General features: G+C 68.4%; 24 protein-coding genes. 10 read left to right on the forward strand and 14 right to left on the reverse strand.

Going from position 1 to position 25,262, the window contains the following annotated elements; translation table 11 throughout:
- The first annotated feature begins 56 nt into the window (after positions 1 to 56).
- From H3309_RS06620 to H3309_RS06630, 3 genes are read left to right on the forward strand one after another with little or no spacing between them, the layout of a single operon-like run.
- A complete protein-coding gene (locus H3309_RS06620; RefSeq protein ID WP_182297948.1) occupies positions 57 to 620 on the forward strand; it encodes a hypothetical protein in 564 nt (187 codons plus the stop codon).
- Positions 617 to 1,459 (forward strand): phytanoyl-CoA dioxygenase family protein, encoded by an 843-nt coding sequence (locus H3309_RS06625; protein WP_182297949.1) that lies wholly within the window; start codon positions 617 to 619, stop codon positions 1,457 to 1,459. The genes H3309_RS06620 and H3309_RS06625 overlap by 4 nt, the downstream gene beginning before the upstream one ends.
- A 45-nt stretch (positions 1,460 to 1,504) precedes the next feature.
- Positions 1,505 to 2,689, forward strand: coding sequence for a hypothetical protein (locus tag H3309_RS06630; RefSeq protein ID WP_182297950.1), 1,185 nt, complete (start codon positions 1,505 to 1,507; stop codon positions 2,687 to 2,689).
- Positions 2,690 to 2,695: 6 nt separating this feature from the next.
- Here the strand turns inward: H3309_RS06630 and H3309_RS06635 are convergent, their stop codons facing one another.
- From H3309_RS06635 to hemC, 6 genes are all read right to left on the reverse strand, one after another.
- Positions 2,696 to 3,598 (reverse strand): alpha/beta hydrolase family protein, encoded by a 903-nt coding sequence (locus H3309_RS06635; protein WP_182297951.1) that lies wholly within the window; start codon positions 3,596 to 3,598, stop codon positions 2,696 to 2,698.
- A gap of 2 nt (positions 3,599 to 3,600) precedes the next feature.
- Positions 3,601 to 6,015 (reverse strand): TonB-dependent receptor, encoded by a 2,415-nt coding sequence (locus tag H3309_RS06640; RefSeq protein ID WP_182297952.1) that lies wholly within the window; start codon positions 6,013 to 6,015, stop codon positions 3,601 to 3,603.
- A gap of 136 nt (positions 6,016 to 6,151) precedes the next feature.
- Complete coding sequence (locus H3309_RS06645) at positions 6,152 to 6,781, reverse strand: PEPxxWA-CTERM sorting domain-containing protein (RefSeq protein ID WP_182297953.1); 630 nt, start codon at positions 6,779 to 6,781, stop codon at positions 6,152 to 6,154.
- A 159-nt stretch (positions 6,782 to 6,940) separates the two neighbouring features.
- The gene (locus tag H3309_RS06650) at positions 6,941 to 7,846 is read right to left on the reverse strand and encodes a hypothetical protein (protein ID WP_182297954.1); all 906 of its coding nucleotides are present in this window, start codon (positions 7,844 to 7,846) and stop codon (positions 6,941 to 6,943) included.
- Positions 7,833 to 8,525, reverse strand: coding sequence for a uroporphyrinogen-III synthase (locus H3309_RS06655; RefSeq protein WP_182297955.1), 693 nt, complete (start codon positions 8,523 to 8,525; stop codon positions 7,833 to 7,835). Before H3309_RS06655 ends, H3309_RS06650 begins: the two co-directional genes overlap by 14 nt.
- A complete protein-coding gene (hemC, locus tag H3309_RS06660; protein ID WP_182297956.1) occupies positions 8,522 to 9,433 on the reverse strand; it encodes a hydroxymethylbilane synthase in 912 nt (303 codons plus the stop codon). Before hemC ends, H3309_RS06655 begins: the two co-directional genes overlap by 4 nt.
- A gap of 171 nt (positions 9,434 to 9,604) precedes the next feature.
- On the opposite strand from hemC, the gene H3309_RS06665 reads away from it, so the two are divergent.
- Complete coding sequence (locus tag H3309_RS06665; protein WP_182297957.1) at positions 9,605 to 9,937, forward strand: hypothetical protein; 333 nt, start codon at positions 9,605 to 9,607, stop codon at positions 9,935 to 9,937.
- Between the two features lie 103 nt (positions 9,938 to 10,040).
- Here H3309_RS06665 and H3309_RS06670 read toward each other — a convergent pair whose 3' ends face one another.
- The 8 genes from H3309_RS06670 to H3309_RS06705 all read right to left on the reverse strand — a co-directional run bounded on the left by H3309_RS06670 (position 10,041) and on the right by H3309_RS06705 (position 17,104).
- Positions 10,041 to 12,320, reverse strand: a complete 2,280-nt coding sequence (locus H3309_RS06670; RefSeq protein ID WP_182297958.1) for a hypothetical protein — start codon at positions 12,318 to 12,320, stop codon at positions 10,041 to 10,043.
- Between the two features lie 212 nt (positions 12,321 to 12,532).
- Positions 12,533 to 14,419 carry a potassium transporter Kup gene (locus H3309_RS06675; protein ID WP_182297959.1) on the reverse strand — a complete coding sequence of 629 codons (1,887 nt, stop codon included), beginning with the start codon at positions 14,417 to 14,419 and terminating at the stop codon, positions 12,533 to 12,535.
- 138 nt (positions 14,420 to 14,557) lie between these two features.
- The gene (gene ccmE / locus H3309_RS06680; protein WP_182297960.1) at positions 14,558 to 14,989 is read right to left on the reverse strand and encodes a cytochrome c maturation protein CcmE; all 432 of its coding nucleotides are present in this window, start codon (positions 14,987 to 14,989) and stop codon (positions 14,558 to 14,560) included.
- Positions 14,986 to 15,105, reverse strand: a complete 120-nt coding sequence (gene ccmD / locus H3309_RS06685; protein ID WP_182297961.1) for a heme exporter protein CcmD — start codon at positions 15,103 to 15,105, stop codon at positions 14,986 to 14,988. The genes ccmE and ccmD overlap by 4 nt, the downstream gene beginning before the upstream one ends.
- Positions 15,106 to 15,130: 25 nt before the next feature.
- Positions 15,131 to 15,856, reverse strand: a complete 726-nt coding sequence (locus H3309_RS06690) for a heme ABC transporter permease (RefSeq protein WP_182297962.1) — start codon at positions 15,854 to 15,856, stop codon at positions 15,131 to 15,133.
- Between the two features lie 51 nt (positions 15,857 to 15,907).
- Positions 15,908 to 16,243: a hypothetical protein gene (locus H3309_RS06695; protein WP_182297963.1), complete on the reverse strand. Its 336-nt coding sequence runs from the start codon at positions 16,241 to 16,243 to the stop codon at positions 15,908 to 15,910.
- A gap of 37 nt (positions 16,244 to 16,280) precedes the next feature.
- Entirely contained in the window at positions 16,281 to 16,910 is a 630-nt protein-coding gene (locus H3309_RS06700; RefSeq protein WP_182297964.1) for a heme exporter protein CcmB, read from the reverse strand.
- The gene (locus H3309_RS06705; protein WP_182297965.1) at positions 16,907 to 17,104 is read right to left on the reverse strand and encodes a DUF1192 domain-containing protein; all 198 of its coding nucleotides are present in this window, start codon (positions 17,102 to 17,104) and stop codon (positions 16,907 to 16,909) included. Before H3309_RS06705 ends, H3309_RS06700 begins: the two co-directional genes overlap by 4 nt.
- Positions 17,105 to 17,185: 81 nt before the next feature.
- On the opposite strand from H3309_RS06705, the gene H3309_RS06710 reads away from it, so the two are divergent.
- The 6 genes from H3309_RS06710 (at position 17,186) to H3309_RS06735 (ending at position 25,261) form a co-directional block, all read left to right on the forward strand.
- A complete protein-coding gene (locus H3309_RS06710) occupies positions 17,186 to 18,187 on the forward strand; it encodes an NAD(P)H-quinone oxidoreductase (protein ID WP_243453870.1) in 1,002 nt (333 codons plus the stop codon).
- A 177-nt stretch (positions 18,188 to 18,364) separates the two neighbouring features.
- Entirely contained in the window at positions 18,365 to 20,863 is a 2,499-nt protein-coding gene (locus tag H3309_RS06715) for a TonB-dependent receptor (RefSeq protein ID WP_182297966.1), read from the forward strand.
- A 66-nt stretch (positions 20,864 to 20,929) separates the two neighbouring features.
- Positions 20,930 to 21,529, forward strand: coding sequence for a PAP/fibrillin family protein (locus H3309_RS06720; RefSeq protein ID WP_182297967.1), 600 nt, complete (start codon positions 20,930 to 20,932; stop codon positions 21,527 to 21,529).
- A 31-nt stretch (positions 21,530 to 21,560) separates the two neighbouring features.
- The gene (locus H3309_RS06725; RefSeq protein WP_182297968.1) at positions 21,561 to 22,577 is read left to right on the forward strand and encodes an LLM class flavin-dependent oxidoreductase; all 1,017 of its coding nucleotides are present in this window, start codon (positions 21,561 to 21,563) and stop codon (positions 22,575 to 22,577) included.
- Positions 22,578 to 22,601: 24 nt separating this feature from the next.
- The gene (locus H3309_RS06730; RefSeq protein ID WP_207791566.1) at positions 22,602 to 23,711 is read left to right on the forward strand and encodes a YeiH family protein; all 1,110 of its coding nucleotides are present in this window, start codon (positions 22,602 to 22,604) and stop codon (positions 23,709 to 23,711) included.
- A 47-nt stretch (positions 23,712 to 23,758) separates the two neighbouring features.
- A complete protein-coding gene (locus H3309_RS06735; RefSeq protein ID WP_182297969.1) occupies positions 23,759 to 25,261 on the forward strand; it encodes a flavin-containing monooxygenase in 1,503 nt (500 codons plus the stop codon).
- Position 25,262 lies beyond the last annotated feature (1 nt).

Here is a 25,262-nt window from a genome sequence, read left to right on the forward strand (position 1 = left end):
CGGATAATGTCGGCGGCGCTGTCGCCGCGGCCTTTGCGGACAGGCAGTAGGGCGGCATGATGAGCGCTGAGGTTTTCCTGCTGGCGAATGGGGCCTTCTTGCTGGCCGTCGTGCTTTGCTTGGGGTGGGCGCAGTGGCGGACGCGGCCGGGGCCGGCGTTTCCGGGACCAAGGCCGGTGGGGCGGCTGTTCAAGGCCTGGCTGGTGGTGATCTGGGGGGTCGGCCTGTTGCTGCCGCTGGTTGCACTGGTGATCGACGGTTTCATGGGTGAGATGCGGCCGGTGCGGCTGGCGCTCGGCTGGTATCTGCTGATGTTCGTGGTGCAGGTGGGATGTGAGCTGTTCGTGTGGAAGCGCTGGCGGTCGCCGGTGTGGGTGCTGGTGCCGTGCCTGTTCCTGCCGTGGCGGCTGTTCCAGGTGGGGATGGGATTTTATGCGGTGCAGGGGCTGGAGGCGCCGCTGACGGTGGCGACGCTGTGGGGGTTGGCGGGGTTGTGGATCGTCAACATCGGGGTACATTACAGCAATATTCCCAACACGTTGCGCTGGGATGCGCATCCGGCGGATGCGACCTTTCCGGCGCTGAAGGATCCGCGCGTGTTCGTGGAGGGGGCGCAATGATCTCGGACGCGCATGTCGCACAATATGCCGCCGAGGGCTGCGTGCGGGTGGAGGGGGTGTTTTCGGCCGAGTGGGTGGCGCGGTTGCTGGCGGCGGTGGACGCGTGCGCGGCAGTGTTCGCGCGCGGAGAAGTGCCGGCGGCGGTGATGGACGGCGGGACGCAGAACCCGCCGAGCATCCATTTCACTGGTGAAGGCGGGGTTCAGCTGCGAAACTGCGTGCCGGCGCATGCGGATTTTGTCGCCTGGCTGGCGGACAGCCCGGCAGCCGCGGTGGTGGGGCGGTTGACGGGGGCGTCCAGCGTGCGCTTCTGGATGGACGCGACCTTCGTGAAGTCCGGCGCCGATCCCGAGGCGGCGACGCCGTGGCACAATGATGTCTGCACCTTTCCGTTTGTCGGCGAGCAGCTGCCGAGTTTCTGGGTGGCGCTGACCGATGTGGATGCGGACAATGCGCCGATGCTGACGCTGGCGGGGAGCAACCGCGATGCCTGGCGCTATCACTCGCCCTTGTCGCGGCAGGATATGACTTTGCCGGGCTATCGGCCGTGGGACGAGCTGCTGGCGCGGGTGGCGGCGCCGGATGCCGATGTGCGGATGTGGGAGGCGAAGGCGGGTGATATTTTGCTGATCCATCCCAGGACCATCCATGCCAGCCTGCCGCGCAAGGCCGGGTTGCCGGGGCGGCGCGTGGCGTTCACCACGCGCTGGATCGGCAGCGATGTGGTGTGGGCGCCCGATGCGCTGTCTGCCAGCATTCCCCGGCTGAGTGACCATCCGGCCATGCGCGTGGGGGAGGCGCCGCCGGAGGGGTTGTTTCCGGTGCGCTGGCGCAGTTGACGCGGCGTGTGTTAACTTTGTGGCGGGCGATTCGGGGGACAGGCGATGGATGCGGAGCGGGCGGGCAAGCTGTATGTGAAATTCGTCCAGCGGGGTGAGCCGGTCAACAATCTGATCCGCGACCGCTGCCTGGCGGCGTTTGCCAAATGGACGGATGATGTGGCGGACGCGGTGCTGCTGTTCGCGACCGAAATGCTGCCCTGTATCGCGGGGGGCAACCAGAATGAGCGGTTCATCGAGACCAACACACTGTTGATTGCGACGACCGCCACGGTTAGCGGGGCCGCTCTGACGCCCATCGAGGCGGTTTATCGGCTGTGCATGTGGAACAGCTGGTTCCGGCAGCGGCAGCTGAATTTGAAGGCGGCACCGATCCAGTTGCCGATGGCGATGGAAATCTACAATGAAATCAACGATGGCGGCTGGGACACGGATGCCGGGTTTCTGGCTTTCTGCGCGGCGGTAACGGAACCGCACCGGAAGATTTACGATATCCGCAAGGCCTTTGTCGATGCGGGTCTGCCGAAGCTGAACGTCTATGCGACGATGCACTTCCTGCAGCAGAATGTGCTGCCGATCACACGGCTGAACGTCGGGACGGCGGTGGACATCTATCGCATGTCGCTGTTGGCGCCGCCGCTGACGGCGTTTGCCGGGTTCGACGATTGGGGGCCGGGCAACCATGGCAGCATAGCGGAGAACAAGCTGTGCCATTTCCTGAAGCATGTGCTGGATGCGCATCCGCTGGGTGACAAACAGAAATTGCCGTGGGTGGACGAGACCGCCGTGTGGTGGCGGGAGCTGAACATCCGGCTGACCGGCGAGCGCGCGCAGGCGGGCCTGGGGGTGATGCTGTGGAATGCGGTGAGGGCGCATTTTCCCGCGACGCTGAGCGACCATCTGTTGCCGGCGAACGCGCCGCAGGTGGTTGCCAAGGTTCGGGCAGGTGGCGGCTGGCCGCAACTGTTGAAGGATTGGCTGGTGGCGCAATATGCCGATGCCTACGCCGCCTATGCACTGAACCTGAGCCGGGCGATGACGGACATCATCGTGCATGTCGACGAAACCGGCAGCAATGTGAACATGAAGGGCGTGAACGGTGGCTTTTTCCTGGGCGGCAGGCCGGAAGGGGCGGTGCTGGGGCTGTCCACATGTTTCTATGCCAAGCCGGACGTCAATCTGAAGACGGTAAATGTGGACCGGCAGATCTGGCAGGTCAGTCCGCTGTAGCGCGGTTCAGGTTTTCAGTGTGATGGTGACGCCTGCCGGCGCGGTGTCGAGGCGGGCGCGCGCGGCGGGGTCTGCGAGCGCGGTGGCGGCGGCGAAGTCGAGGGCGTTGTCTGTGGCGGCCTGGAACAGGCGCGCCTGGGGTTCGCTGAACGGGCGTTCCGGACGGCCGATGCGGTTGCCAAAATAATGGTCCACGCCGTCGCCGATCCAGAGCAGGCGGGGCGTGACGGTGGCGTTGTCGAAGGCGAGGCGGTGCGACTGCCAGTCGGGGATCATCGGTGGCAGGGCGTCGGCGGTGCCGGTCTGCACCCAGATCGGGCGGGCAATTTTTGCCATCCCTTTGGCGTCGATGAAGCCGGGGAAGGCGCCGGGAGGTGAAAAGGCGAGGGCCGCGCGGACGCGCGGGTCGGCCTCGGTCGGGAAGGCCAGCGTGCGGGCGCCGGCGAGGATGAGGGCGATGAGGGCGCCGAAGCTGTGGCCGGCGGCGACCATGGGAAGGTCGCGATGCTGTTCGGAGAGCCAGTCGAGCGTCGCCTGCGCCTCCACCAGGCGGCGGGCGAGGCCGGCGGCGCCCTGGGGGCGGGGTTCGGGGCGGTCGGGCGAATCGGCGTGCAGGATGGCGGCGGTCAGCCAGCCGGCGTCGGCGAAGGCGGCGGTGAGCGCATCATATTTGGCGGCATTGCTGTTGGCGCCGTGGCTGAACAGCAGCGTGCCCAGTGGCTTGCCGCCGGGGCGCCAGACGCGGATCGGCACAATGCGGCCGTCGGCGTCGCGGATGTCGAGGGTCTGGACGGCAGGGGCGGCGGGGGGTTTCAGCCCGGTGCCCTTGGGCATTTTCGTGGCGGCGGCGAGGAACGCCAACGCCGCGCCACCGGTGAGGATGGCGCGGCGCGTGGCGGCGTTGTTCACGCTTATTTGCCGAAGTTGACGCGCAGCGTGGCGCCGAAATAGCGCTCGGCCTCGCGCGGGACGATGTAGCGGAAGCTGCCGCCGGGGCCGCCGTTCTGGATGGCGGCGGCGAAGCTCTGGTTCATCAGGTTGCGGACGTACAAGGTCAGGCGGAAGCGATCGTCCCGGTCGACGAGGCCGGCCTGGAGGTCGACCAGCGCATAGGGGTTGATCGTGGTGATCTGCCGGACAAGGGCGTTTTCGTTGAACTGTGAAAGCTGCTGCGACTGCACCGAGAGGTTGCTGCCCAGTTCGAGGTCGAGCTGACCGCCGGTGACGACGCGGTGGTTGATGGACAGGCTGCCCTTGAACTTCGGCGCGTTGGCGAGCGGTGTTCCATTGGGGATGACGGCGGAGACATTGCCGCCGACCGGCAGCTTGAACCGGTCGACGCGCGCGTCGGCGTAGCTGAGGCCGCCGGAGATGGTGGTGTCGGCGCCGAAGCGGGCGATGAAGTCGGCCTCCACCCCGCGGGTCGAGACCGTGCCGGCGTTGGTGAGGCGGGTGACGACGACGCCGGCGACGAGATCGGGGTTGTTCGCCTGATAGTTGCGGTATTTGGCGTAGAAGGCGGCGATGTTGAGGACGAGGCGGCCGTCGAACAGGGTGTTTTTCAGGCCAACCTCGAAGGCGTCGGCGCTTTCGGGTTCGATGACGTTGGTGCCGTTGGCATTCAGGCCGAAGAATGTGTTGAAGGCGGGACCCTTGTAGCCGCGCGACCAGGTGGCGTAGGCGGTGTTGTCCTCGGTCAGGTCGAACTGGGCGCCGAGGCGGCCGGACAGATTGTCGTTCGAGGTGTTGGCGCGGAAGGGCACGCCGTTGGAGGCGAGCGGGTTGCCGTTGCCCGGCAGCACGGCGGTGGCGAACACGCCCTGGTCAAAGTTTGGATTGATGCCGCCGAACGCCTGCGGAATGCCATTGGCATCCGTGGGCAGCCCGGTCGTCGTGCGGCTGTGATAGACGCTGAGCTTGTCATGCGTGTAGCGCAGGCCGGCGATGATGCGCAGCGCATCGGTGACGTTCCAGGTGGCCTGGCCGAAGGCCGCGACATTTTCGAAGACCGAACCGAAGGTCGCGGTGCCGGACGCGGTGCGGACGGTGACGCCCGGTGCCGTGCAGGGCGTGAGCACCGAAGGCGCCGGCGTGATCGAGCAGCCGATGGCACTGCGGGTGAAGACGCGGTCGGCCTTGGCGCGGCTGTAGAAGCCGCCGACGACATATTCGACCGTCTGGCCCCCGGGCGAGGCGAGGCGGAGTTCCTGGCTGAAGGTGCTGGATTTCTGCGGGCCGTCATCGTGCAGCTGGTTGAGGCCGACGTAGGCGGCGGGGAGCCAATCGCCGTCGCGGATTTCGCGGTTGTCCCACTTGCGGTAGCTGGTGATGCTGGTGACGGTGCCGGCGTCGCCGACATCGAGGTCGGCCTGCAGGCTGAGGCCCCAGCTCTTTTCCTTGGTGGCGGTGATCAGGTCCTGGCTGACCAGGCGGCTGTTGTTGCCGGCGAAGCTGCTGGACGGGAACAGGCCGGCAGCGAGGTTCGACGGCGTGGTGCCGAGCGATTCGGCGCAGCAATTGTCATCGGCCTTGCGCCAGTCTCCAATGAGGGTGAGTTTCAGGGCGTCGCCGGCGTCGGCCTCGATCACGCCGCGGAAGCCGTAGCGGTCATAGCCGTTGACCCTGGTGCCATTGGGATTGGCAACCCCGTTCACCGTGGGGGCGATGTTCAGGTAATTGCCGTCATATTTGCTCCAGAAGCCGGTGAAGCGGCCGCGGACGGCGGGGCTGAAGGGGATGTTCAGCGTGGCGCGGGCCCGATATTCGGCCTTGGTGAAGAAGCCGAGCTCGACATAGCCCTCGAGCCTGTCGGTGGGGCGTTTCGACACGATGTTGACGACGCCGGCGGACGCATTTTTGCCGAACAGCGTGCCCTGCGGTCCGCGCAGCACCTCGATACGCTCGATCTCGACGAGGTCCCCGAAGGCTTCGCCGGCGCGGGCAAGGACGACGCCATCGAGCACGGTGGCAACCGAGGGTTCGGCGGCGATGGAGAAGTTGATGGTGCCGACGCCGCGCAGGAACAGCGACTGGTTGAGGCTGGTGCCGGACTTGCGGAAATTCAGCGCGGGGACGAGATATTGCGCGCTTTCGATGCTGATGCCGCCCTGGCGGGCGATGGTGTCACCGCTGACGACGCTGACCGCGACCGGCACGTCCTGGAGACGTTCAGTGCGTTTCTGCGCGGTGACGACGATGTCGGCGGGGACATCCTCGGCGGCGGCGGCGGCCGCTGGCGGCGTCGCGGGCGTCTGTGCCCACAGCGGCATGGCGATGGCGACGGCGCCGAGCGAAGTCAGGGCGCGCAGAAGGGCACGGTTGGTCATCGATTGTCTTCCCCACAAGGATGTTTGTTTGAGGCCCTTTTTCACGGTCGCCGCGGGAACGGCAAGGGTGTGGTGGCTTCGAAGTCACATCTTTGCGGGGAAGTGTCGCCGTTAAGCAACAAAAAGCGGCTGTCGATCAGGAAAGGGTGGCTTTGAAGGGCCGCCGGCGCAGCGACAGGCCAACGAGGCCGAAGCCGAGGATCATGGTCGCCCAGACCGACGCCTCCGGCACCAGCGACGGCGCGCTGGCGGCAGTGCCGAAGCGGGCGTTGGCCGGCAGTGTGACGCCGAACGCCGTGTTCAGCGCGCCGATCGCCTGCGGGGTAAGCCGCAGCACGAGCGAGGGATTGCTGAGGTCGGCGAGCGCCGCCGCGCTGACGCTGGCGAAATTGGCCAGGAACAGCGGCACGTCGGACCCGACGAGCGTGCCGTTCAGGGTCACATCGCCCAGGATGCGGTTGAGGTTGGGGGCGATGATGAAATTTTCCAGCGCGAGGACATCGGTGCCGCCGGTGAGGCTGACGCCCGAGCCTTCGTGGAAAATGCGGGTCCGGATGCCATCGAGCAGGCCGCCGGTGATGGGGAAATCGACCGACAGGCCGGGCCCCGGCCCGAGCGTGGCGGTGCCGAGCAGGCCGGGGGTGAGCCCGGGCGGCAGCGGATTGACAGCGACGCGGGTGGTGCCGCCGATGATGGCGACGGCGGCGGCCGGGGTGGCAACGATGAGGGCAATAGGCAACAACAGCCCGACAAGGGGGGTACGCATACGCAACTCCTTACAAGCCGGTTGCGGGGCAGCCACCGGCCCGCGCAGGAAGCACAAGCTGGGTGACACTGTCATGACGGCGGCGCGCGGGATTGCGACGAGACGGGATTCGCGCGCGTTAAAGCACTGACATTGTTGCCGACAAATGGTTAACGCAGGTCAGGACAGGGGGGTTCCGGGCGGCAATGGGGGCAGCGGGGCCGGCGGCGGCGGCGCGGGCGGCGCTTCGAGCGCGAGGCGATCGAGCCGGTCGAGCGCGGCAAGCGCGGCGGCGAGGCGCCGGGCGTCGGCGATCCAGCGGCTGAGCGCCGGGTCGGCGGGAAGGGCGGAAAGCAGCGTGGCGGCGTCCTCCGGCCGGGCGGCGGCGAGCGCGGCGTCGGCGCGCAGCAGCAGGGTGGCGCGGGTGGCGGCGGTGGCGGTTGGGGGTGGGGCCTTGCGTTCCTGGACGAGGGTGCCGAGGCGGTCCTGCACACGGTCGAGCAGGTCGCCGCCGGCGGGCGCTGGGGCGGTGGAGGGGGCGGCGGCCGGGGCGCGGAGCGTGGCGAGGCGCTGGCGCAGGCCGGCGAGGCTGGTGGGGAAGGCGGCGAGCGCGTCGAGGCTGTCCACCGCGGCGGCGTCCTGGGCGGCGAAGGTGGCGCGCAGCGCGGGGGCGACGGGTGCGAGGGGCCGCCCCTGGTCGACGGCGCGGCGGGCCATGGTAAGCAGGAACAGGCGGCGCGCGGAGCCGTCGTCGGGCGCGGCTGTGGCGCGCGCCTCGAGGGCGGCGAGGCGGTCCGCCAGCGCGGGGTCGAGGGTGGCGGCCGCGGTGACGGCGGGGAGGGTTTCCAGCGCGGCGACGCGGCTGGCGAGGGCGGTGAGGCGCGGGTCGTCGGCGGTGCGGAAGGCGGCGGGGAGCTGGCTGCGGATGGTGCGCTCGAACCAGGGGTTGGCGAGGATGCCGAGGCTGAAGCCGAAGAACAGGGTGACGAGGAGCCAGCTGAAGCCGGAGCGGCGCGGTGGCGTGGGCGGGGCGGATTGCGCCCGGATGGAGCGGGCGGCGAGACGGTCGAGGTCAGGGTCGGTCATGGGGAGGGTTGTCGCACAGGGTGCGGGCGGCTGCCAGCAGGGATTCGGTGGTGGGGCGGGCGGCGATGGCGACGGCGCGCCAGCCGGGGCCGGCGGCGGCGGCGATGGCGGGGGAGAGGGTGGCGAGCGCGATGCGGGCGCGGGGGAGGGCGTGGGCGAGGGTGGCGAACAGGGTGGCGGTGCGGGCGGAGAAGAGTGCGACCAGGGGGGCGGGGCCGGTGAGGTGGGCGAGGGCGGCCTTTGGGAGGGCGGTGACGGCGCGGGCGCGATAGACGGTGCGGATGAGAAGGGTGAGGCCGGGGGGCGGGGCGAGGGGGGTGCGGTCTTCGCCGGCGAGGTGGAGGAGGGTGGTGAGGCCGGCGGCGGCGGCGCGGGCGAGGAGGGCGGCGCCGTTGCTGTCGCCGGTGACGAGGTGGGTGAGGCCGGCGGCGCGGGCGGCCTGGGCGGTGCGGGCGCCGACGCACCAGGCGGGGGCGGCGAGCGGCAGGGCCGCGCCGGCAAGGGCGGGGGCCTGCGGGCTGGTGAGGAGGAGGGCGTCGAAGGGGTCGGCGGGAAGGGTCCAGGGGACGGGTTCGGGCAGCAGCAGCGGCGCGACGATGGGGGTGAAGCCGGCGGTTCGGGCGGCGCGGGCGGTCAGGTCGGCTTCGGGTTGCGGGCGGGTGATCAGCAGCGCCGTCATGCGGCGAAGAGGGTGCGGATGCTGGCGGGGGCGCGGGCGAGAAGGGCGTGGGCGAAGGCGGCGATGTCGGCCCGTGGGGTGAGGGCGAGGCGGTCGGCGACCCTGGTGGTGCCGTCGGTGTCGTAGAGTTCGGCGTCGAGCACCCAGCCGTTGTGCTGGTGGGCGTGGACGGCGACGGGGGAGTGGCAGTTGCCGTCGAGCGCGACGAGGAAGGCGCGTTCGGCCTCGACCGCGCGGCGGGTGTCGGCGTGGTCGATGGCGGCGAGCGCGGTGAGGAGGGCGGTGTCGTCCGCGCGGGCGGTGATGCCGATGGCGCCCTGGGCCACGGCGGGGAGCCAGGTGTCGAGGGGCAAAGCGGTGCCGTCGGGGTGGCCGAGGCGGTCGAGGCCGGCGGCGGCGAGCAGGGTGGCGTGGATCTCCCCGCCGGCGACCTTCGCCATGCGGGTGGCGACGTTGCCGCGCAGGATGACGACGTCGAGGTCGGGCCGGGCGTGCAGCAGTTGCGCGCGGCGGCGCGGGCTGCTGGTGCCGACGCGGGCGCCGGGCGGGAGGGCGGCGAGGCTGTCGGCGCCGAGCAGCCGGTCGCGCGGGTCGGCGCGGGGCAGGAAGGCGGCGAGGGTGATGCCGGGCGCGAGCAGGGATTCGACGTCTTTCATCGAATGGACGGCGGCGTCGATGCGGCCTTCGAGGAGCGCGCCGTCGAGTTCCTTGGTCCAGAGCGCCTTGCCGCCGATGTCGGCGAGCGGGCGGTCCTGCACGCGGTCGCCCAGCGTGCTGACGGTGACGGTCTCGATCGTTCCTGCTGGCCAGCCATGCGCCTCGGTCAGCGCGGCGGCGACCATGCGGGTCTGGGCAAGGGCGAGGGGGGAACCGCGGGTGCCCAGGCGGAGGGGTTGGCCATTCAGCATGGCGCCGTTGTGCCGCAGGTGGTGGCGGGCGCCAAGCCCGCTTGTGGTGGCGATATCGAAGCGGCTTGCATTTTGCCGGCGGTTCCGGCAGTTTCCGCGCGCTTGGGCGCCGGCGGGTTGCAGGCGCAGGGGCATGTATCACGGGCATCTGCCCCACTCGGAGGAAAGTTCATGACCAAGACTCTCACGCTCGCCGCGATTGCGAGCCTCGCGCTGGTCGCCGCCTGCGGCGAGAAGAAGGCCGAAGACGCCGCTGCTGCGCCGGCTGCCGAAGCGACCGCTGCCGCGGATCAGGCTGCTGCCTCGGCCGCCGATGCCGCCCAGTCGGCCGGTGATGCCGCTGCCGCCTCGGCCGATGCCGCCGGCGCTGCCGCGACCGGTGCCGCCGATGCCGCCGCGACCGCGGCTGGTGACGCCGCCGCGACCGCGACCGACAAGGCCGCGGGCGCGATGGACGCCGCCGGCGACGCCATGAAGGCGAAGGCCGAGGAAATGAAGAAGTAAGCTCTTCCCTCAAGAGTTTGTTTCATCGAAAAGATCGGGGCCGCGGTGGATGACACCGCGGCCCCTTTCCTTTGCCCCCTTCCCCTGTCCCCCGGGGCCTCGGTCAGCTGGGGGTCAGTTCCAGCGCGAACGAGGCGGTCTCGTTATAGTCATAGGCGTCGATGAAGCCGCCGCCATTGTGGTGCTTGGCGTTGACATGCAGGTGCACCGAGAAGGTGCAGCGCGTGTGCGCCGCGTGCGTTGGCGGGAAGGCGCCGAGCAGCGTCGCGAAGTCGAGCGTGTTCGACTCCTCGGGCGGCAGCACCGGCGGCGACATCAGCGGGGTTTCGCCCTGGTCGGCCGTGCCGTTCTCGATCCCGCCCGACGGTCCGTTGAGGCCGCGCTGCCAGGTCAGGCTGTAGCCCGCCATGAAGCTGTTCGTGTCGGTCGCACCGCCGCCGGTGGTGACACCGTCATAGTGGAAGGCACGGAAGCCGACCGAGACGGTGGTGGTGCCGGGACCGGACATGAACTGGCACTCATCGGTGCTGGGCGTGCCGTTGCGGCGGAGGTCGACGATGTCGCCGTTGACCGGGCGGTTGTTGATCCAGAAGACATGGCCGCAATCGCCGAAGGGGACGTTGGCGGTGACCGTCTGCGACGTCCAACGGCGGAACTGGAAGGGCCGCGCCGTGCCGGGATCGCCCGCCGGGGCGCCGTTGGGCTTGATGCGGGCGCCACCGGGGCCGAACAGCTCCACGACCAGCATATACTTGCCGTCCGCGAAATCGGTGGTGTTCCAGACCTGGTGATATTGGCCGGAGAGCCAGTCCATGCCACCCGACCAGTAGGGCACGCGGAACAGGCCGGTTTCGCCGCCGACGGTCGACGGGTTGGCGGCGAGCGCGTCCGGGATGGTCTGCACCACGCCGCCGATGGTGACGTAGCGCGCCCAGGACACCGGTGCGTCGAGCGTGCGCTCCGTGCCGACGGGGTCGCCGGCGCCGTTCACCGCCACCACCTTCATGCGATAGAAGGCGACGATGCCTTCGAGCGTCGGCGACACCCAGAGGCGCAAACCGAGCCCGCTGGCCCAGGGCGCATCCGGCACGCCGGCGAAATCGATGAGGCCGTCATTGGCATCGAGCGCCGCCATGTTGGAGAGGCCGGTCTGCGCCGGGAAGTTGAAATGGTGGGTGCCGGCGCCGGTGACATGTTCCAGCATGACGAAGGGCGTGCCGTCGCCGCTGTCGGGTGGCGTCGGGCCGTCGCCGCAGGGCTTGGCCGCCGGGTGGGAGGTGCGCAGCTCGGCGCTTTCGCCGGCGCTGAACCAGTCGTTGCCGGCGAGACCGTCATAGACGGTGATCCAGACGCCGCCGACCTGCTGGCGGACGCGATAGGCGAAATTGGTGAAGCAGCGTTCGCGGATCAGGGTGAGCCGCAGCGGGCGGCGGTAGCAGAAATCGAATTCGCCGCCGGGCTGGATCGCGACTTCGCCGACCTTGCGCTGGGTGCAGCGGCAGATGTAGCTGGCGAGGTAGGGGCGTTTGGTGATGAAGGCCTCGACCTCCGCCGGCGGGGTTTTCAGCAGGGCCTGGTAATCGGCATAGACGCGTTCCGACGGGATGGTGCGTTCCAGCGGCTGCGCCTTTGCCAGCATCGGCGCCGTGGGGCGCTGACGCATCGGCAGGATGCTGTTGGCGAGGCCGGTGACGCGGGTGAGCGGGCCGACGCCGGGCAGTGTGGCGATCGGGCCGACGCCGGGGATGCGGGCGAGCGGGCCGGGATCGGGGATCGGCGGCACCGGCCAGCGGATGAGGATGGGGATATCCTTCAGGATGTCGCGCAGGCGGTCGACCAGGTCCTGCCAGACGAAGGTGGTGCAGCAGCAGTGCTTTTCATAGATTTCGACGATGCCGTCGCACAGCGGCAGGCAGCGCCACGGCAGGATGATGGCGGATTCGCTGAGGTCGGCGAGGCGCGGCAGCTCGGCGCGCAGCTGGACACCGATCTTGGCCGGGCGCGGGGCGGCCCTTTGATAGGCCGGGGTGAGATACCAGGGGCGGCATTTGCGGACATGGCCGCTGACGCAGATGGTTTCGGTGAGGAACGGGAACCAGCGTTCGCGCGGGAGGCGGAGGCCGTCGCGGGTCCAGTCGGCCAGCACCTGGTCGGCGCGGAAGCGCGACAGCGACGCGAGGTCGAGGCTGGCGGGGTCGCTGTCCGGGCCGATGGCGAGGGTGGCGCCCTTCAGCCTGGCGGGATCGAGGGTGAGGGTGCCGCCATCGACCTTGGCGACGCGCTCGGGCGCCTTGCCTTCGACAAGGCGGAACAGCGCGAGATCGGGGGTGGCTTCGTTCGGCTCGGCGCCGACGAGGGACACGGGAATTTTCACGGTGGGCATGACGACGTCTCCAACAAGGAAGAGCGGTCTTGCGAGGTGAACCCCGTCTTGCCGCGGTACGCGACCGTCGTGATGAGAGCCATAGCGCAAAGCGCGTCGAGCGACAATTAACCTTTATGTTACGGGCGATTTTTGTCGTTTTTATCCAATGGCATAGCAGGTGACGGTTTAAGTCGGGCTTTTTCAGGCCATTGTCGGTGCCAATGGGGCGGTCAGATTTCCACCTGGCTGCCGAGTTCGACGACGCGGTTGGTGGGGAGGCGGAAGAACTCCATCGCGCTTTCGGCGTTGCGCAGCATCCAGGCGAAGAGCTTCTCCCGCCACAGCGCCATGCCGGGGCGCTCGCTGGCGAGCAGGGTCTGGCGGGCGAGGAAGAAGCTGGTGTCCATCATCTTGATCTTGGGACCGCAATTTTCGACGATCTTCAGCGCGGCGGGAATGTCGGGTTCCTGCATGAAACCGTAGCGGACGATCATGCGGTAGAAATTCTCGCCGAGCGGCATGACGTCGATCCGGTCCTCCAGATCGACATAGGGCACTTCGTCGATGACGACCGTGAGGATCAGGATGCGGTCGTGCAGCACCTTGTTGTGCTTGAGGTTGTGGAGGAGGGCGTGCGGCACGCCCTCGGGCGTGGAGGTCATGAAGACGGCGGTGCCGGGGACGCGCGTGGCGGCGCGGCTGGCGGATTTGATGAACACGTCCATCGGCATGGCGCTTTCCAGCAGCCGTTTCTGCATGAGCTGCCGGCCGCGCGCCCAGGTGGTGAGCATGGTGAAGGCGATGAGGCCGATCATCAGCGGGAACCAGCCGCCATCGGGGATTTTGGTGAGGGTCGCGGTGAAGAAGGCGCCGTCGACCACGAAGAACAGGCCGACGAGCGGGATCGCCAGCCATTTCGGCCATTTCCAGATGAACAGGGTGAGGATGGCGAGCATGCAGGTGGAGATGAACATGACGCCGGTGACCGAAATACCATAGGCGGCGGCGAGGTTCGAGGAGCTGCGGAAGCTGAGCACGAGGATGATGACGAGCACCAGCAGCGACCAGTTGACCACGGGGACGTAAATCTGCCCGAGCGAGCGTTCGGAGGTGTGCATGATGCGCAGGCGGGGCAGGAAACCGAGCTGCACCGCCTGGCGGGTGACGGAGAAGGCGCCGGAGATCACCGCCTGGCTGGCGATGATGGTGGCGAGCGTGGCGAGGATCACCAGCGGCAGGCGCAGCTCCTCGGGCGCGAGCAGGAAGAAGGGGCTTTTGATGGCGGCCGGATTGTCGAGCAGCATGGCGCCCTGGCCGAGATAGTTGAGCATGAGCGCGGGCAGCACGATGGTGAGCCAGGACACCCGGATGGGGTTGCGGCCGAAATGGCCCATGTCGGCGTAGAGCGCCTCCGCCCCGGTGACGGCGAGGACGACCGAGGACAGGGCGAGGAAGGCGAGGAGGCCATCCGTGGCGAAGAAGGCGATGGCGTGGTGCGGGGAGAGGGCGCCGAGGATGTCCGGGTTGTTGGCGATGCTGAGGACACCGAGGACGGCGAGCACGATGAAATAGAGGAGCGTGATCGGGCCGAACAGGATGCCGACCTTGTGGGTGCCGCTCGACTGGATGAGGAACAGGGCAATGAGGATGCCGACGGAAATGGGCAGGACGAGCGGGGAGAGGCTGGCCTCCACGGTCTTGAGGCCCTCGACCGCGGACAGCACGGACATGGCGGGCGTGATGATGATCTCGCCGAAGAAGAGCGCGGTGGCGAGCACGCCGAGCACGATCACCAGCGGCGCCCACCACTGGCCGTGGCCGTGGCGCAGCAGCAGCGCCTGGAGCGCGATGGAGCCGCCTTCGCCGCGGTTGTCGGCGCGCATGATGATGGTGACATATTTGAGCGTGACGATGAGCATCATCGTCCAGAACATGACGGAGATGATGCCGTAGATGTGGAAGGCATCGACCGGCAGCGGGTGGTGGCCGACGAAGGTCTCGCGGAGCGCGTAGAGCGGGCTGGTGCCGATGTCGCCGAAGACGACGCCGAGCGCACCGAGCGCCATCTTGGCGATGCCGTCCTTGTGCGGATGGGCGCTGTCGGCGGCGGTTGCCATCAGTGGCCGCGCCGCGCCGTGGGGAGTGCGAGAATCGGTTGAGGATGGTGCAAGGGGAACGTCCAAAAGGTGCGGATCCGAAGCCGGAGTCGCGGTGTCGCGGCGCTAGCACTGCTTGGGAGGCGCTGCAATCGCGGGCTATTCGACCTTGCCCTGGACCTTGTGCAGCGCGCCGGCGACCTCGGGCGGCATGTAGTTTTCGTCATGCTTGGCCAATATCTGTTCGGCGCGGAAGGTTCCCGATTCGAAGCGGCCGGTGGCGATGACGCCCTGATCCTCCCGGAACAGGTCGGGGACGATGCCGCGATACTGGACGCGGGTGTCGAAGGCGCGGTCGGTGACGGTGAAGGCGAGCGTCAGGCCATCGGCGCTGCGGCTGACCGAGCCGGGCTTGACGAGGCCGCCCAGGCGGATGGTCTTGCCGGTTTCGGGCGGGGCCTTGGCGACGTCCGAGGGGGCGTAGAAATAGGTGGCGGTGTCGCCCAGCGCCGAGGTGGCGAGGATACCAGCGCCGGCGAGCGCGCCGAGGGCGGCGAGCGCGAGGACGAGACGCTGCTGTTTCGCTTTCACAGCCGGTCCCTTTTCGCTTCGGCGCGGCGCATGCGCCACCAGGACCAGAGGAGGACGGCCGCCATGCCGCCGATGGTGAGGGCGTAGGAGGCGATGATGAAGGGGGCCTGGTTCATGCGAGTGCCTCCGCGCAAGTCTTTGTCATGCGAGCACCTCGGCTCGACGCGCCATGCGGGCAGCGATGCGCTGCTCGGCGATAAGGGCGCGCATGCGCATGAGGACGGTGGCGCCGAACAGCAGGCTGAAGCCGAGCACGGAAAGCAGCAGCGGTTCGAGCATCGAGGGATGGATGCTGCTGCTGCCGGTGATGCGGATGCTGGCGGGCTGGTGCAGGGTGTTCCACCATTCGACGCTGTATTTGATGATGGGGAGGTTGATGGTGCCGACGATGGCGAGGATGCCGGCGGCCTTCGCGCCGCGGGCGCGGTCGTCCCAGGCGCTGCTGAGCGCCATGACCCCGAGGTAGAGCAGGAAGAGCACCAGCATCGAGGTCATACGGCCGTCCCAGGCCCAGTAGGTGCCCCAGGTGGGGCGGCCCCAGAGCGAGCCGGTGAGCAGGCAGAGCGCGGCGAACAGCGCGCCGACCGGGGCCATGGCGCGCACGGTGAGGTCGGCGAGCGGGTGTTTCCACACGAGCGCGGCGGCGGCGGCGAGCGCGATGCCGGTGTAGCCGCCAAGCGCCAGCCAGGCGGCGGGAACATGGACATACATGATGCGCACGCTGTCCCCCTGGAGATAGTCCGGCGGGGAGGCGAACAGGCCGAGCCAGAGGCCCCAGCCGGTGAGCAGCAGGCCGGAGAGCAGGAAGACGGGCAGCGCGACCTGGGCGAAGCGCAGGAAGCGCAAGGGGTTGGCGAGCGCGTGCATCAACGCCTTCTACAACGGCATCGTGGCGCCGTCAGCAGCTTTTCGGTCGCATCAACTCTTGGTGAAGAGCTTGCCGGCCATGCCGATGACATCGTCGACGATGCTGCCGTCCTTGTCGGCGTCGAGCATGGCGGTAAGGCCGCCGCTGTTGGCCATCAGCGACTGCACCATCGCCATGACGGCACTGGCATCGAGGCCGGTGGCGGCGGCGCCCGACTGGGCGAGTGCAGAGGGGTCGCTGACGCCGGCCGACGCCTGGCCGCCGAGGTGGGAGAGCAGCTGGCTGACGATCTCTGGCGAGACGCCATGGTCTTGCGCCAGCTTCATCGCCTGCGCCTGAAGCGCGGTGGCGCCGCCGAGCTGGCCGAGAATCGAGGTCAGGTCCATGATGCTTCTCCCTTACGCGCTTTGTAGCAGCGCGATGTTACGTGCGTGCGGCGCCGAGCGCCAGTGCCGTGCCGAAGGGGCAGACGGCGGCGAGCAGCAGCGCGGCGGCGGCGAGAAGCCTGCCGGCGGAAGGGGCGTCGGGCGTGCTGCCGAACACCAGCATCGGAATGGCGAGCGGCAGGACGAGGAGCGCGGCGATGCTGCCGCGGGCGCCGAGCGTGAGGGCGGCGGCGAGGTTGGCGAGCGCGGCGAGGCCGAGGCCGCCGAGGGCGAGGGCGAGGGCGAGCGAGGGCCACTGCGCGGCCGGCAGGCCAAGGAGGGTGGCGGCGACGGGGAGGGCGAGGAGCAGCGGCAGGGTGAAGGCGAGCCAGAGCGCCAGCATGCGGGCGAAGGCCAGGCTCTCGTTCGCGATGCCGCGGCTGGCGAGCTGGTCGAGCGTGCCGTCCGCCGCGTCCTGTGCGTAAAGGTCGGCGATGGGGAGCAGGCTGGCCAGCAGCGCCGCGATCCAGAGAATGCCCGGCGCGAGGCGGGCGAGCAGGCCGATGTCGGGACCGAGCGCGAAGGGCATCAGCACGGCGACCATGACGAAGAACAGGGTGGGGAGCAGCAGCAGTCCTGGGCGGCCGAGCGCGAGGGTGAGATCCCGCCGGATGAGGGCGAGGATCATTTCCTGAACAGGGCGTCGGCGGCGTGGCGGACCTGGCCGGTGCCGTCGAGGCGCTTGCGGACGCGGGCAATCTCGGTTTCGAGGACGGCGATGCGTTCGTGCAGTTCGTCGCGCGAGAGCCGGTCGAGGTCCTGGCGGGTGAGGATGGCGAGCGGATCGTCCGGGCGTTTGGCGAAAAGTTCGTCGAGGTCCATGGCGCATCCTTTCTGCCGTTGAACTGGCAGGGGGTGAAGTGGCACGGGGGACGTTGCAGAACAAGCCAGAGGGGTGCGCGCGTGACCGAGCTGCCGACCATGATGACCGCCATCGATCCCGCGAAGCCCGGCGGGCCGGAGCTGCTGCTGCCGGTGCAGCGGCCGCTGCCGGTGGCGGGGCCGGGAGAGGTGCTGATCCGCGTGCATGCCGCGGGCGTGAACCGGCCGGACATCCTGCAGCGGCTGGGGCTGTATCCGATGCCGCCGGGAACGCCGACGATCATGGGGCTGGAGTGCGCGGGTGAAGTGGTGGCGGTGGGGGAGGGCGTCGACCCCTCCCACCTGGGCGATCCGGTGACCGCGCTGGTGAGCGGCGGCGCCTACGCCGGCTATTGCGCGGCGCCGCTGGGCCAGTGCCTGCCGGTGCCGGCGGGGATGAGTTTCGTGGAGGCGGCGTCTCTGCCGGAGACCTATTTCACGGTGTGGTCCAACCTGTTCGACCGGGCGGGGGCGAAAGTCGGGGAGACGGTGCTGGTCCATGGCGGCACGTCGGGCATCGGGGTGACGGCGATCGACCTGTGCAAGGCGTTCGGGGTGACGGTGATCGTGACCTGCGGCAGCGATGCCAAATGCGCGGCGGCGGTGACGCTGGGGGCGGCGCATGCGATCAACTATCGCGACGGGGATTTCGCGCCGGAGGTGCTCTCCTTCACCAAGGGCCGGGGCGTGGACATCGTGATCGACATGGTGGGCGGCGACTATATCCCACGCAACCTCGCCTGCCTGGCGGAGGAGGGGCGGCATGTCTCGATCGCCTTCCAGATGGGGGCGCGGGTGGACATCGACCTGGCGCTGGTGATGCGCAAGCGGCTGCACCTGACGGGGTCGATGCTGCGGCCGCGGCCGGTGGCGTTCAAGGCGGCGGTGGCGGACGCGCTGCGGGCGAAGGTGTGGCCGAAGTTCGAGGACGGCAGCCTGTCGCCGCGAATCGACCGGGTGTTTCCGCTGGCCGAGGCGGCGGCGGCGCACCGGCACATGGAATCGGGCGAGCATATCGGCAAGATCGTGTTGCAGATGCTGTGACATAAACGCCACGTCGCGAAGCGGAGCAGGGTTTCGGCGGCGAAATATATCCGCGCGGCGGATAGTCGCAGTGGATTGTTGCGTGTGTGTCGGGCGGCGGCGGCATGGCGCATGGCAATCCGATGACAAACCCTCCCCCCGGGTGACGGCATCGGGGTTCAGGGAAAGGGAAAATCCATGACCAGCCGTCAGCTTCTCGTGTCGTCGCTCAGCCTGCTTGCCGTGTGCGCGGCCACGTCCGTCCACGCCCAGACGCCGCCGGCGACCGCCGAGGCGGCCGACGGCAATGACATCATCGTGACGGCGCGGCTGACGCGCGAACGGTTGCAGGACGTGCCGATCTCGGTGACCTCGGTCAACGCCGAGGAGCTGTCGAAACAGGGCATCAACAGCTTCCGCGACATCGCGTCGAAGGTGGCGGGGTTCAGTTTCGAAACGTTGCAGCCCCTGATCCCGCAAAGCTCGATCCGGGGCCAGGTGAACCTGCGCACCGATTCGCCGGTGACGAATGTCGCCTATTATCTGGACGGCATCTATCTGCAGCGCGCCTATCTGGTGGACCAGAAGCTGATCGACGTGTCGCGGATCGAGGTGATCAAGGGGCCGCAATCGGCGCTTTATGGCCGCAACAGCTTCGCCGGCGCGATCAACATGACGACGCGCGAGCCGTCGCTGGATGCGATCGAGGCCAGCGTTTCGGGGACGGTCGGCAATTATGACCGCTATGAGGCGCGCGGGCGGATTTCGGTGCCGCTGATGGCGGGCCGACTGGCGGTGTCGGTGGCGGGCGGCTTCACCAAGTTCGACGGCAGCTGGGCCAATGCCCATCCGCTGGCCAATTCCGATACGGCGAGCACCAAGGGGCGCATCGGCGGCTATGACAATTGGGCCGTGCAGGGCCAGGTGAAGTGGAAGCTGACCGACACGCTGACCTTCACCGGCCTGTGGATCCACACGCAGCGGGACGAGGAAACGCTGGCCGGCTATTCGGTCGGCACCTCCACCCTGCTGTCGCCGTTCAACACGCTCAATGCCTCGCCGCGGCCTGGCCTGACGCCGCCCTTCACCGTGCAGAACCGGCTGTTCGTGGGCGAATTTCCGGCAACGCCGATCGTGGCGGCGGGGGACACCACCCGTCCGGCGGGGCTGTTGACCGATCCGCGCGCGTTCGGGGTGCGCGGGCCGACCGACCTCGCCTCCGCCAAGCTGGAATGGGCGCCGGACAGCGGGCCTTTCTCGGCGGTCGCCTATCAGTTCGGTTATTCGCGGGCGAAGGTGTTCGGCCGGGGATCGCCGCAGCCCAACCCGCTGTCGCCGGTGATCGTGGCGCTGCCGCCGGCGTTCATCCCGGTGAATTTCGGCACCATCTTCGATGAATCGGGCACGGATTCCAGCTTCAAGGGCTTCAGCCACGATCTGAAATTCACGCTGGCGGGCAATGACTGGTGGAATGGTTTCTTCGGCGTGAATTACAGCCGGACGCGGGACATCGCCTCCAACGCGACCAGCTTCGCGCCGGCGAACACGATGATCGAGCCGAACCCGGCGCTGCTGTTCCCGGTGGGGCCGGGCCTGCCCTTCCCGTCGAACCTGTTCCAGCGGACGGGTTATCTGCAACGCGACGAGAATATCCTGTCGGGCTATTTCTTCCTGAAGGTGCGCCCGGCCGACGATTTCGAGGCGACGTTCGAGGGGCGCTATACCAACGAGGACCAGAAGGCGCTCGACCTGCTGACGCGCGAGCCGACCAATGCGGCGGTGCAGGCACTGCTGCCGCCGCGTTTTGCCCAGACCATCAGCTATTTCACGCCGCGGGTCACGCTGACCTATAAATTCTCCTCCAACAACAACATCTACGCCTCGGTGGCGCGGGGGGTGAAGGCGGGCGGGCTGAACGGCAACACGCCGTTCGCGGGCCAGCGCGCCTATGGGTCCGAGAAGAACTGGACCTATGAGATCGGCACCAAGAACAGCTTCATGGACGGGGCGCTGACGCTGAACCTGGCGGCTTTCCACACCGACTGGAGCAATTTGCAGACCAGCGTGGTGCGGCTGGCGGCCAATGGCACGGCGCCGAGCTTCTTCGCGATCGTGCCGTCGACCGTGGGGAACATCGGGGGCGTGAGCATCTGGGGCGTGGAAGGCGACCTGTCCTGGCGGGTCGCCGAGCCGCTGCGGCTGTTCGCCAGCGCCAGCTACAACCGCTCGCGCTACAAGGATGGCAGCTTCAGCCAGCGCTTCGGCGCCTCGGGCAACTGCGACGGGACGGTGTGCGCCACGCAGACCGTCGCCGGGCAGCCGACCGCGGTGCTGAGCGTGAGCGGCAACCAGCTGGAGCGGGTGCCGGATTTCAACGCGGTGGGCGGGTTCAGCCTGGATACCAGCGTGGGTGACGGCGTCGGCCTGTTCCTGCGCGGCGACGTGACCTATAAGTCGAAACAATATATGGACGAGGCGAACCTGAGCTTCGTGCCGGGCCGGACCCTGTTCAATGCCAGTGCCGGGTTCACCGCGGGCGGGTTCGACGTGACCTTCTGGATGAAGAATATCGGCGACAAGAAATATGTCTCGACCGCGCTGTTCCTGATCGGCACCAACGGGGCGCTCTCGGCCTCCTATGTGCCGGTGCTGGGCGAGCGGCGGACCTTCGGGGTGACCGGGGGTTTCAAATTCTGACGCCGGGGCCGGGGCTTGTCACTTATGCGGGTTCCCGGCGGCGGGGACCCGCATTAGCCTGTTGCCATGCCTGAGATTTCCGCCCTGAAAGTCGAGCTGGCCGAACTGGGTGCCCGGACCGAGGTGGGGTTCGACGCCGGCGGGGCCGATGTGGAGCGCATCAAGGCGCTGGCGGCGGCGCTGGAGGGGTTAAACCCGACGGCGGAGCCGAGCCGCGCGGTGGCACTGCTGCGTGGGCGATGGAAGCTGCTCTATTCGAGTTTCGGCTTGCAGCGCGACACGACGCTGGCGCGGCTGAGCTTCAACGTGCTGCCGAAAAGCCCGATCCGGGTGAAGGAGCTGTTCCAGGAGATCGACCCGGCGACGGGCCTTTACGACAATGTGGTGACGTTCGATGGCGAGGACGGGTTTCCCGGTGAGTCGGTGACGCTGGGGGAATATGCGGTGGTCGACGACCATCGGCTGGACGTGCGCTTTACCGAAGCGCTGGTGCTGGGACCGGGGGCGCCGGTGCGGCTGCCGCTGGACAATGCGCGGATCCCGCCGCTGTACAGTGATGTGACCTTTCTGGATGACGGGTTCCGGTTGAACCGGGGGAGCTTTGGCAACCTTTATGTGCTGGAGCGGCTGGATCCGGCGCCGCTGCGCTGGGCCAGAGACGGTTGAAGTCCGCCTTTGGACCGGCCACATTGCAGGGATGACGCTGCGGCTTTCCGTTCTTGACCAGTCGCCGATTGCCGAGGGGGGCAGTGGCGGGCAGGCGTTACGCAACAGTCTGGACCTGGCGCGGCAGGCCGAGGTGCTGGGCTATCACCGTTTCTGGATGGCGGAGCATCATGCGACGCCGGGGCTGGCGAGTGCCTCGCCGGAGTTGATGCTGGCGGCGGCGGCGCGGGAGACGGCGCGCATCCGGCTGGGCACGGGCGGCGTGATGCTGCCGCATTATTCGCCGTTCAAGGTGGCGGAGAGCTTTTCGATGCTGGCGGGGCTTGCGCCGGGGCGGATCGACCTGGGGCTGGGGCGGGCGCCTGGGAGCGACGGGCTGACGGCCTATGCCCTGCAACAGGACCGCGGCCGGCAGGTGATGCAGGATTTTCCGCAGGCGGCGGCGGAGCTTCTCGCCTATTTCGAGGATGATTTGCCGGCGGGACATCCGTTCGCGCATCTGGCGCGGACGTTGCCCGGCGGGGCCGAGACGCCGGATGTGTGGATGCTGGGGAGCAGCCCGGACAGCGCGATGCTGGCGGCGGCGCTGGGGTTGCCCTATTGCTTCGCCGATTTCATCGCCGGGGCGCAGCCGGAGCTGACGGGGCAATACCGGGATGCGTTTCGTCCATCGGTGCGGCGGTCGGCGGCGGAGGCGATGGTGGCGCTATGGTGCATCGCGGCGCCGAGCGAGGCGGAGGCGCGCTGGCTGGCGGGGAGCGCGCGGATGATGTTCGCGCACATGATGATGGGGCAGCTGATCGCGGTGCCGCATCCAGATGTTGCCGCGGCCTGGCTGGCGGCGAACCCACAGGCAGCGGCCGACCGGCCGGGGCGGCGGGTGGTGGTGGGGACGCCGGCGCAGTGCCGGGCGGGGATCGAGGCGGCGGCCGCGGACTATGGCGCGGACGAGGTGATGCTGGTGAACATCCTGTATGACCATGTCGCGCGGGTGCGCAGCTATGCGCTGGTGGCGGAGGCGTTCGAGGGCCGCGCGCTTGCCGCCTGAGCGGGCGCGCGATAGCGATGCGGCATGGCCTTTGAGATAACCAAGCCCGCGCCCGATTTCAGCTGGGCGGATTCGCTCGATTCGATGGAGGGGCTGCCGGCGGTGGCGCCGGAGGCGCGGGCGAAATCCTGGCCGGAGCGGTTGCGCAGCGCGGTGCAGCGGGTGTCACCGGGTGCCTCGATCGCGGTGCTGGTGGCGCTGGCGGCGGCGTGGCTGTCCGACCATTATGGCGCGCCGGTGATGCTGTTCGCGCTGCTGCTGGGGATGGCGGTGAACTTCGCGGGCCAGGACAAGCGGATGCGGCCGGGCATCGATTTTATGGCGCGCACGGTGCTGCGGCTGGGTGTGGCGCTGCTGGGAGCGCGGATCACGCTGGAGCAGGCGGCGGCGCTGGGGGGGCCGACGCTGGCGATGGCGACGGTGGGCGTGGCGCTGACGCTGGGGGCGGGCTGGGTGGCGGCGCGGGTGCTGAAGCTGACGCCGAACTTCGGGCTGCTGGCGGGCGGCGCGGTGGGCATCTGTGGTGCCTCGGCGGCGCTGGCGATTTCCAGCGTGCTGCCGCCGACGCCGGAGCGCGAGCGCGATACGATGCTGACGGTGGTGGGGGTGACGGCGCTGTCGACCGTGGCAATGATCCTCTATCCGATGCTGGCCGCGGCGATCGGGTTGAGCGAGCATCAGGCCGGCATCCTGATGGGGGCGACGATCCATGACGTGGCGCAGGTGGTGGGCGCCGGTTATGGCATCGGCAAGGAGGCGGGCGATACCGCGACCATCGTCAAGCTGTTCCGGGTGGCGCTGCTGCTGCCGGTGGTGCTGCTGATCTCCCTGATCTTTCGGGCGCAATTGGCGGCAGGGCCGAGGACGAGCCGGCCGCCGCTGCTGCCGACCTTCCTGATCGGCTTCGTGCTGCTGGTGGCGGTCAATTCGACCGGGCTGGTGCCCAGGGTGGTGACGGGCACGCTGTCCGACGCGAGCCGCTGGTGCCTGGTGGCGGCGATCGCGGCGCTGGGGGCGAAGACCGCGCTGGGCGATCTGGTGAAGGTGGGGCCGAAGCCGGTGCTGACGATCCTGGCGGCGACGCTGCTGCTGCTGGCCTTCACGCTGACCGTCCTGCTGCTTTCGGGCGGTTGACCGGCGGCGTTTTCCCGTGTCACAGAAATTGCGGACGGGAGATACGCATGGTTGAGACGCTCGATGTGCTGATCGTGGGCGCCGGGATTTCGGGCATCGGGACGGCGTGGCACTTGCAGAAATATTGCCCGGGCAAGCGCTTTGCGCTGCTGGAGATGCGCGACAGCATCGGCGGCACCTGGGACCTGTTCCGCTATCCGGGCATCCGGTCGGACAGCGACATGCACACGCTGGGCTATCGCTTCCGACCCTGGACCAAGGCGAAGGCGATCGCCGATGGCCCCAGCATCATGGAATATCTGAACGAGGCGGTGGATGATTATGGCATCCGCGACCGCATCCGATACCGCCACAAGGCGGTGAAGGCGGAATGGTCGAGCGCCGACGCGCACTGGCTGGTGACGGTGGAGACGCCCGAGGGCACGCGGCAGATCGCGGCGAATTTCATCAGCATGTGCAGCGGTTATTACAACTACAGCAAGCCCTATCGACCCGAGTTTCCTGGTGAAACGGCGTTTCGCGGGCGCATCGTGCATCCGCAGTTTTGGACGCCGGACATCGATTATGCCGGCAAGCGGGTGGTGGTGATCGGCAGCGGGGCGACGGCGGTGACGCTGGTGCCGGAGATGGCGAAGACGGCGGCGCATGTGACGATGTTGCAGCGGTCGCCCACCTATGTGGTGAGCCGGCCGGCGGCGGACCGGATCGCCAACGGGCTGCGCCGGGTGCTGCCGGAAATGGCGGCCTATACCATCACGCGCTGGAAGAATGTGCTGGCGCAGCTGTTCTTCTTCAAGCTGGCGCGGAGCCGGCCGGCGAAGGTGAAGGAGAAGATGATCGAGATGGTGCGGGCGGAGCTGCCCGGCCATGACGTGGCGACGCATTTCACGCCGCGCTACAACCCTTGGGACCAGCGGGTGTGCCTGGTGCCTGATGCCGACCTGTTCGAATCGCTGCGGGCGGGGACGTCGTCGGTGGTGACGGACACGATCGAGCGCTTCACCGAGACGGGCATTGCGCTCTCGTCTGGCAAGGTGCTGGAGGCCGACCTGATCGTGACGGCGACGGGGCTGGACTTGCAGCTGATGAGCGACATCGAGCTGGTGATCGATGGCCGGCCGCACGACATCACGACCTCGATGCAATATAAGGCGATGATGTATTCGGATGTGCCGAACCTGGCGAACACCTTCGGCTATACCAACGCAAGCTGGACGCTGAAGGCCGACCTGACGGCGGAATATGTCTGCCGGCTGATCAACCACATGGATAAAACGGGGATGCGCCAGTGCACGCCGCGCGTGACCGATGCCAGCGTGACCGAGGTGCCGTTCCTGGATTTCAGCAGCGGTTATGTGACCCGCGCGATGCACAAGTTTCCGCGGCAGGGCAGCAAGAAGCCGTGGCGGGTGGACCAGAATTATGCCGTCGACATGCTGGCGCTGCGGTACGGCAAGCTGGAGGACGGGGCGATGATCTTCAGCAATCCCGCCGGCGGCGTGACGTTGCCGCAACCGGAGTGGGAGCCGGTCGCGGCAGCGGCAGAATGAT

The sequence above is a fragment of the Sandaracinobacteroides saxicola genome (genome assembly GCF_014117445.1).
Lineage (GTDB): Bacteria > Pseudomonadota > Alphaproteobacteria > Sphingomonadales > Sphingomonadaceae > Sandaracinobacteroides_A > Sandaracinobacteroides_A saxicola.

Excerpts from the sequence above, each read along its gene's own strand:
- H3309_RS06715 (WP_182297966.1), top strand. The coding sequence starts at position 18,365 with ATGACCAGCCGTCAGCTTCTCGTGTCGTCGCTCAGCCTGCTTGCCGTG.
- H3309_RS06735 (WP_182297969.1), top strand. The coding sequence starts at position 23,759 with ATGGTTGAGACGCTCGATGTGCTGATCGTGGGCGCCGGGATTTCGGGC.
- H3309_RS06705 (WP_182297965.1), bottom strand. The coding sequence starts at position 17,104 with ATGGACCTCGACGAACTTTTCGCCAAACGCCCGGACGATCCGCTCGCC.
- ccmD (WP_182297961.1), bottom strand. The coding sequence starts at position 15,105 with ATGAACCAGGCCCCCTTCATCATCGCCTCCTACGCCCTCACCATCGGC.
- H3309_RS06655 (WP_182297955.1), bottom strand. The coding sequence starts at position 8,525 with ATGACGGCGCTGCTGATCACCCGCCCGCAACCCGAAGCCGACCTGACC.
- H3309_RS06690 (WP_182297962.1), bottom strand. The coding sequence starts at position 15,856 with ATGCACGCGCTCGCCAACCCCTTGCGCTTCCTGCGCTTCGCCCAGGTC.
- H3309_RS06695 (WP_182297963.1), bottom strand. The coding sequence starts at position 16,243 with ATGGACCTGACCTCGATTCTCGGCCAGCTCGGCGGCGCCACCGCGCTT.
- H3309_RS06645 (WP_182297953.1), bottom strand. The coding sequence starts at position 6,781 with ATGCGTACCCCCCTTGTCGGGCTGTTGTTGCCTATTGCCCTCATCGTT.
- H3309_RS06640 (WP_182297952.1), bottom strand. The coding sequence starts at position 6,015 with ATGACCAACCGTGCCCTTCTGCGCGCCCTGACTTCGCTCGGCGCCGTC.
- H3309_RS06700 (WP_182297964.1), bottom strand. The coding sequence starts at position 16,910 with ATGATCCTCGCCCTCATCCGGCGGGATCTCACCCTCGCGCTCGGCCGC.
- hemC (WP_182297956.1), bottom strand. The coding sequence starts at position 9,433 with ATGCTGAATGGCCAACCCCTCCGCCTGGGCACCCGCGGTTCCCCCCTC.
- H3309_RS06625 (WP_182297949.1), top strand. The coding sequence starts at position 617 with ATGATCTCGGACGCGCATGTCGCACAATATGCCGCCGAGGGCTGCGTG.
- H3309_RS06670 (WP_182297958.1), bottom strand. The coding sequence starts at position 12,320 with ATGCCCACCGTGAAAATTCCCGTGTCCCTCGTCGGCGCCGAGCCGAAC.
- H3309_RS06620 (WP_182297948.1), top strand. The coding sequence starts at position 57 with ATGATGAGCGCTGAGGTTTTCCTGCTGGCGAATGGGGCCTTCTTGCTG.
- H3309_RS06665 (WP_182297957.1), top strand. The coding sequence starts at position 9,605 with ATGACCAAGACTCTCACGCTCGCCGCGATTGCGAGCCTCGCGCTGGTC.
- H3309_RS06730 (WP_207791566.1), top strand. The coding sequence starts at position 22,602 with ATGGCCTTTGAGATAACCAAGCCCGCGCCCGATTTCAGCTGGGCGGAT.
- H3309_RS06650 (WP_182297954.1), bottom strand. The coding sequence starts at position 7,846 with ATGACCGACCCTGACCTCGACCGTCTCGCCGCCCGCTCCATCCGGGCG.
- H3309_RS06720 (WP_182297967.1), top strand. The coding sequence starts at position 20,930 with ATGCCTGAGATTTCCGCCCTGAAAGTCGAGCTGGCCGAACTGGGTGCC.
- H3309_RS06675 (WP_182297959.1), bottom strand. The coding sequence starts at position 14,419 with ATGGCAACCGCCGCCGACAGCGCCCATCCGCACAAGGACGGCATCGCC.
- H3309_RS06725 (WP_182297968.1), top strand. The coding sequence starts at position 21,561 with ATGACGCTGCGGCTTTCCGTTCTTGACCAGTCGCCGATTGCCGAGGGG.
- H3309_RS06630 (WP_182297950.1), top strand. The coding sequence starts at position 1,505 with ATGGATGCGGAGCGGGCGGGCAAGCTGTATGTGAAATTCGTCCAGCGG.